5 protein-coding genes are annotated in these 6,218 nt (G+C 70.2%); 1 reads left to right on the top strand and 4 read right to left on the bottom strand.

What is annotated here, in order from left to right; translation table 11 throughout:
* Nucleotides 1–201: 201 nt before the first annotated feature.
* The 4 genes from KBX26_RS17500 to KBX26_RS17485 form a co-directional block, all read right to left on the bottom strand.
* A complete protein-coding gene (locus KBX26_RS17500; RefSeq protein ID WP_030337907.1) occupies nt 202–702 on the bottom strand; it encodes a hemerythrin domain-containing protein in 501 nt (166 codons plus the stop codon).
* Between the two features lie 79 nt (nt 703–781).
* The gene (locus tag KBX26_RS17495; RefSeq protein ID WP_030337906.1) at nt 782–1,651 is read right to left on the bottom strand and encodes an NAD(P)H-hydrate dehydratase; all 870 of its coding nucleotides are present in this window, start codon (nt 1,649–1,651) and stop codon (nt 782–784) included.
* A complete protein-coding gene (locus KBX26_RS17490) occupies nt 1,635–2,366 on the bottom strand; it encodes a histidine phosphatase family protein (RefSeq protein ID WP_210865890.1) in 732 nt (243 codons plus the stop codon). The genes KBX26_RS17495 and KBX26_RS17490 overlap by 17 nt, the downstream gene beginning before the upstream one ends.
* A 98-nt stretch (nt 2,367–2,464) precedes the next feature.
* On the bottom strand, nt 2,465–5,077 hold the full coding sequence (locus tag KBX26_RS17485) for a hypothetical protein (protein WP_210865889.1): 2,613 nt from the start codon (nt 5,075–5,077) through the stop codon (nt 2,465–2,467).
* A gap of 168 nt (nt 5,078–5,245) precedes the next feature.
* Here KBX26_RS17485 and KBX26_RS17480 point away from each other — a divergent pair, with 168 nt between their 5' ends.
* Nucleotides 5,246–6,217: a DNA polymerase domain-containing protein gene (locus KBX26_RS17480; RefSeq protein WP_030337903.1), complete on the top strand. Its 972-nt coding sequence runs from the start codon at nt 5,246–5,248 to the stop codon at nt 6,215–6,217.
* The last annotated feature ends 1 nt before the right edge of the window (nt 6,218 follow it).

Here is a 6,218-nt window from a genome sequence, read left to right as displayed (position 1 = left end):
CCCCCCGCCTCCGCGATCTTGCACTTTCTGTCGCGACAAAACCCACCAAACATCGCTAACCAGCAACAGAAACGGCAAGATCGCGTGGGCGTGGGCGTGGGCGTGGGCGTGGGCGTGGTGTGGGCTTGTGCGGGCGGTGCACGACGAAGGGCCCGGCGTGAGCCGGGCCCTTCGTCGTGAGCTTCGTGGTGAAAGGCGGCCTCAGGCGGTCACCGCGTCCATCGCCTTCTTGATCGCCTTCGGCGCGGTGGGGGTACGCGGCGCGTCCGCCCGCAACGCGATCATCTTCTCGCCGATCTCCTGCAACTGCTTGCGGCCCAGCGCGTCGCGGACCTTGGGGAACCACTCCTGCTCTTCCTCCTCGACGTGGTGGGTGACGTTCTCGATCAGCACTGTCGTCTTGGCGGTGAACCGCTCGTCGTCGGCGTCCATGGCGGCCAGTTCGGCGCAGAGCACGTCGGCGACGTGGTGTTCCTCGTACGACTCGAGAATGTCGTCCTCCAGGTCGGGCAGCAGCCGACGGACCTCCGGATACATCACCTCGTTCTCCAGATAGGTGTGCACCGTCAGCGCCTCCAGGATCTGGTCCACCAGCTTCTGCCGCTGGCTCGCCGGCCCCTCCTCGGCGTCCTGGAAGGCCTTGAACAGGCGACGCATTTCCTTGTGGTCCTCTTTGAGCAGGACGATGGCATCGGTCGACACCGGTGTGACCTCCCTGAAAAGTCTCGGCTGGTGGGGTTCCGGTACCCCGACGCCGACTGCGGAAACAGATGAAACCGCCTCAGACCATCGCCAGGGTGCGCGGGATCTCGTCGAGCAGCTCCCGGGCCAGAAAGCCGATCCGGCCGTAGCGGGGAATCAGCCGCTGGCCGCTCACCGAGTGCGCGAACGAGCCCCAGCAGGCCGCCTGCGCAGGGTCGGCACCCCGGGACAGCAGCCCCGCCAGCAACCCGGCGAGCACGTCCCCGCTGCCGGAGGTGCCCAGCCCGGCGTCGCCGCTCTCCTCCCGCCAACCCCGACCGTCCGGGGCGGCCACGTGCCCGTACAGCGACACGACCGCCTCGTACCGGGCGGCCAGCTCGGCCGCCTCGGCGTCCAGGTCGTCGCCCGGGTCCCGCCCGAGCAGGTGCCCCGCCTCGGTGACGTTGGGGGTGAGCACCACCGGTCGACCGGAGCCGACCAGCAGGTCCGGTGCGTGGCTGAGCGCGCCGAGGGCGTACGCGTCGAGCACCAGCGACGTGTCCGGGCGGGCCGCCTCCAGGACCAGGCCCAGCAGGCGGTTGGTCTCTTCGATGGCCTTCAGACCCGGGCCGAGCGTCACCACATCGGCCTGCGCGACCAGGTCGCCGAGTTGTCCGTCCCGGTCGGCGGCCACCGCGCCGTCGGCGGTCTCCGGCAGCCCGACCACCAGCGCCTCAGGCACCTGGATGCTCAGCGCGGCGGCGCTGGACTCGGCGGCGGCCAGCTGGAGCACCCCGGCGCCGGCGCGCAACGCGGCCACCCCGGCGAGCAGCACCGCGCCCGGCGTGAAGCGGGAACCGCCGACCACCAGCACGGTGCCCCGGCTCTCCTTCCCACCGACCGGCACCGGCAGCGCCCAGTCCCGCAGCAACGCCGGGGTGATCACCTTCACCTCAGACCGGCTCGGCATGGATCTCGTCCTCCCTGGTGGGCTGGGCGCCCTGCTGACGCAGGTGCGCGACATCGTTGAAGGCGGTGAGCGCCAGGCGGTCGTCGCCGTCCGCCGACCACTCGGTGATCGAACAGTTGGCGATGACGTCCTGCCGCGTGAGCGCCATCAGTTCGTCCTCGGTCAACCCCTCCACCAGATAACGAAGCAGGAAGACCAGCGCGTCGTGGCCGAAGAGCAGCACCCGGCAACCCTCGTGATCACGGCGCAGGTCGCCCAGCAGCGTCCGCAGCCGCAACGCCACGTCGGTCCAGGACTCCCCACCCGGCGGCCGGTAGTAGAACTTGCCCAACCGCTCCCGACGCTCGGCCTCGTCCGGGTAGCGCCGGCGCACCCCGTGCCCGGTCAACCCGTCGAGGATGCCCAGCTCCCGGTCGCGCAGCCGCTCGTCGCGGTGGACGGGGATGTCGGTGTTGGCCAACGCCAGCCGGGAGGTCTGCACCGCACGCAGGTAGGGCGACACCACCGCCACGTCCGGGCGCTTCGCGTCCGGCAGCTCGGCCAGCCAACGGCCGGTCGCCCGAGCCTGGTCCTCGCCGGTCGCGGAGAGCGGCACGTCCGCGTCGCGGTGGGTGAGGTCGATCAGCTCCGCGCCCGACGCCTCGGCCTGCGTCGCCGCGACGTTCGCGGTGCTCTCGCCGTGCCGGACGATCCAGAGGGTTGCCAGTTCCGCCATGCGGCCCCCCTACCCGGGCGCCGCCGACGGTAACCGTGTCCGGCTCGCCGACCCTCAGTCGAGGACCGGTGGGGTAGGAGGGCCGGTGGGGCGGAGCCTCACGGCTGATATGCGATCTTCGGCACCCAGTTGGTCGTGTCGTAGGCGCTCGTGCCGTTCTGGTGTTGGTGGAAGCGCAGGGTGTCACCCGCGGCCACGCTCAGCTCGATCATCGGGAACGGGACCCGGTCCACCGGACCGACCTTCTGCCTACCGGTGGATGGCCAGACGTTCGTCCCGTTCCGGGTCAACCGGACCAGCACGCCGTCGGCCCCCGAGCCGTTGTCGGTGTAGAGGTCGCCCAGCGCCGAGGTGATCCGAACCCTGCCGGCACGCGGAGCGACCCAGGCCCGCACCGACTCACGGTTGCCGTCGGCGTGCTGCGAGACCGGCCCGATCTGTAGGTACGGCGCTGTGCCGTGCCACAGCTGTTGGGCGGCGTCCCACGTCATCGGGGTGCCGCCGGCACCCTCGTCGTACTCCTCGTACGACCACTGGGCCGCGCCCTGAACGCCGCCGAAGTCGCCGTTACCGGACCAGCTGACCCGGCTACCCCCGGTGTAGGTCAGGGTCGGGAGCCAGAGGGTGGTGTCATAGGCGGAGGTGACGTTCTGGTTGACGTGGAAGGCGATCCGGTCGCCGGCGGCCACCGTCATGTCCACGGGTTCGAAGGGCAGGGTGCTGGCTGGCTCGACCGCCGCGTAGCCGGTGGCCGGCCAGACGGGCAGCCCATTCTTGACGATCTTCACACGGACGCCGTCGGCGCCGGAGCCGCCGCCGGCACGAATGCCGTCGAGGTCGGCGCCGACGCGCACCGTGCCGGCTCGTGGCGCCGTCCAGACCCGCACCGAGTCGCGGTTGCCATCCGGATGCCAGCCGATGGAGTCCAGCAGTGAGAACGCCGAGGTGCCGTGCCAGCGCTGGTCGCTGTCCGACCACGTCATGTCGGTGTACGCGGTGCCGTCGTACTCCTGGTAGCGCACTCCGTTCTCACCCTGCTTCTTGCTGGCATCGGTGCTCAGGCTGACGGCGTTGCGGTCGAATCCGGCGGCGTTCAGGGTCACCTTCTGCCGGTACAACCAGCGCATGTGCTTCGGGAGGTCGACTCCGTCGTGCGGCCAGCGGAAGAAGTAGCCGTAGTAGACGTAGAACTGCTGGCCCACGACGCCATTGGTGGAACCGTCGACCCCGACGATGGTCTCGTAGGGCTGAAGGGTGGCCTTGCTGTTCGCGTTGCTGCTCAGGAGCCACGACGGGGTGTCGAAGTGTGCCGGGTCGTCGCCGAACGCGAGGAAGATGCCCTGGCCCTGGCCGCCGCTGCCACCGGTGAGCAGGTACTTGCCGAGGTAGGTGCTGTAGGCGGCGCCAGCGTGGGAGTCGTAGGAGTTCGTCGGGCTGGCAGCGACGACCTCGGTGGCCTGTCCGTGCATGCCGGGCTCGTTCCAGGCGCCTCCGTGGTATTTGGTCCACGGGCTGACCGTGCCGCGTTTGGCGGCGTCGATCACCTCGGCGACCGGGGCGCGGGCGACGACCGGCATGCCGAACTCGGTGAAGTACACGTGGAAGAAGCCGTCCTTGAGCACGAATGGCATTCCGCCGATGTTGTCGGTCGAACCGTCGGGTGCCTTTTTACGGGCGGCGAGTGTCTTGCCCAGCAGGGTGAAGTGCTCCCCGTTGTCGGTGGAGTACGCCAACCCGCCGGCCCACCACCCCGACGTCTGCGGGTCGGCGTTCTCGATGTGGCAGAACGCGAGTAGGTGACCCTCCTCGGTGCGGTACACGCTCGCGATCCACCACTGCCCGTCGAGGCCGTGCGGATTGCGGAACCGGTTGGCCGTCGTGTCGGCGTACACCCTTACCTGCGCGGGACGGGCGAGGTCGCCGCGGAACTTCTGCACCTGCCGGCCAAAATCCGAGGAGTGGTAGAAGTCGAACTGGCTGCCGTTGGGGACGACCGACAGGCTGGCATCCAGGGCGGTGCGCTCACCGATCCGGTCGAAGTCGGCGGGATTCATGACCAGTTCGGCCTGGTCGAGAGTGAACTTCGGCTCGTAGTCGTAACTGATCCGCGGATTCCACGAGAGCCCGTCGTGCAGCCCCGTCCCTGCCCGGTTCGCGTGGAACAGGAGCGTGTCGCCGGCGTTGACGGCGGTGGTGAAGACGTGTTGGGCCATGAAGGCGGGTCGCAGGTGCTGGAAGTCGGCCGACGGCCACACCTTGCTCGTCGTGCCGCCGCTACGCTTGCGGACGAAGGTCCGGACACCGTCGACGTTCGTGATGTCGGGGTCGATGTAGGTCTGGTGGTCCATGGTGCCGCGCACCGTGACCGCGCCACCCCGTGGCGCCGTCCAGGCGATGACCGCGTCATTGGTGTCCGGGTGAAGCCCGCTGCGGCTGATGACGCAGAACTCGCAGTTGCCCCGCCACCGGTCCCGCGTCGGCTCCCACACCATCGGTGTGTAGGCGACACCGTCCCACTGCAGGTAGGACCACTGGTTCGCGCCCTGCGTGTTGGAAAATCCCAGAGCGAACTGGTAGTCGTCCGGCACGACGGTCGGCGCGGCCTCGGCGGGTGTCGGGCGCAGCGCAGGTGTGCCGACGAGGTTCGCGGCGGCGAGCACCAGCGCCAGCGCCAAGACCCCGTGACGCAGTGGGTTCCGAAGCATGATCACGTGGTCTCCAGCGGCTCGTGGACAGTCCGGCACACGCTAGAGGATCACCCCGCTCCGCGGTGGCCCATGCCCGGAGCGAGGGGGCGCACGCGGCGACAGGGTGTCGCCGCGAACCCGCGGGCCGTCAAGTGCGGCACCGACACCCCACCTCGTCGTACGGTGTGTGGCGTGGCCACGGCGGCGGAGGAGATCCAGGTTGGCGAGCGGCTGGTCCGCGTCTCCAGCCCCGACAAGCCCTACTTCCCGGAGCGTGGGCTGACCAAGCTGGACGTGGTCCGCTACTTCCTGGCGGTGGGTGACGGCATCCTGCGCGCGCTGCGGGATCGGCCGACCATGCTCGAACGCTGGCCCCGTGGGGTCTTCGAGGGCGCGACGATCGCCACCCGGCAGACCAACCGGGGCGACGCGTTCTACCAGAAGCGGCTGCCGGCGGGCGCTCCCGAGTGGGTGCGGACCGCGCACATCACCTTCCCCAGTGGCCGTACCGCCGACGAGGTGGCGCCGAGCGAGCTGGCGGTGGTCATCTGGGCCGCCAACCTGGGCACCCTGCGGTTCCACCCGTGGCCGGTCACCGCCGCCGACGTGGAACGCCCCGACCAGCTGCGCATCGACCTGGACCCGATGCCCGGCGTCGGCTTCGAGCAGGTGGTACCGGTGGCGCACGAGGTGCGGGCGTTCCTCGCCGAGCTGGGCATGACCGGCTACCCGAAGACGACCGGCGGCCGGGGCCTGCACGTCTACCTGTCGATCGAGCCGCGGTGGAGCTTCGGTGACTGCCGTCGGGCGGTGCTCGCGTTGGGCCGGGAAATGCAGCGCCGGCTGCCGGACCTGGTCACCACGACCTGGTGGCGCGAGCAGCGGGACCGGCCGGTCTTCGTCGACTACAACCAGATGGCCCGGGACCACACGGTGACCTCGGCGTACTCGATCCGGCCCACGCCGGCCGCGCTGGTCTCCGCGCCGCTGGACTGGTCGGAGCTGGACCGGGTCCGCCCGGAGGACTTCGACGTGCTCAGCATGCCGGCCCGGTTCGCCGAGCGCGGCGACCCGCACGCCGGCCTGGACGGTGACCGGCACTCGCTGGAGCCGTTGCTGGAGTTGGCCGACCGCGACGGGCTGGAGGCCCCGCCGGAGCGGTGAG

This window comes from Micromonospora sp. C97, from assembly GCF_018070385.1.
Lineage (GTDB): Bacteria > Actinomycetota > Actinomycetes > Mycobacteriales > Micromonosporaceae > Micromonospora > Micromonospora parva.
This window is presented reverse-complemented; position numbering and strand designations above follow the sequence as displayed.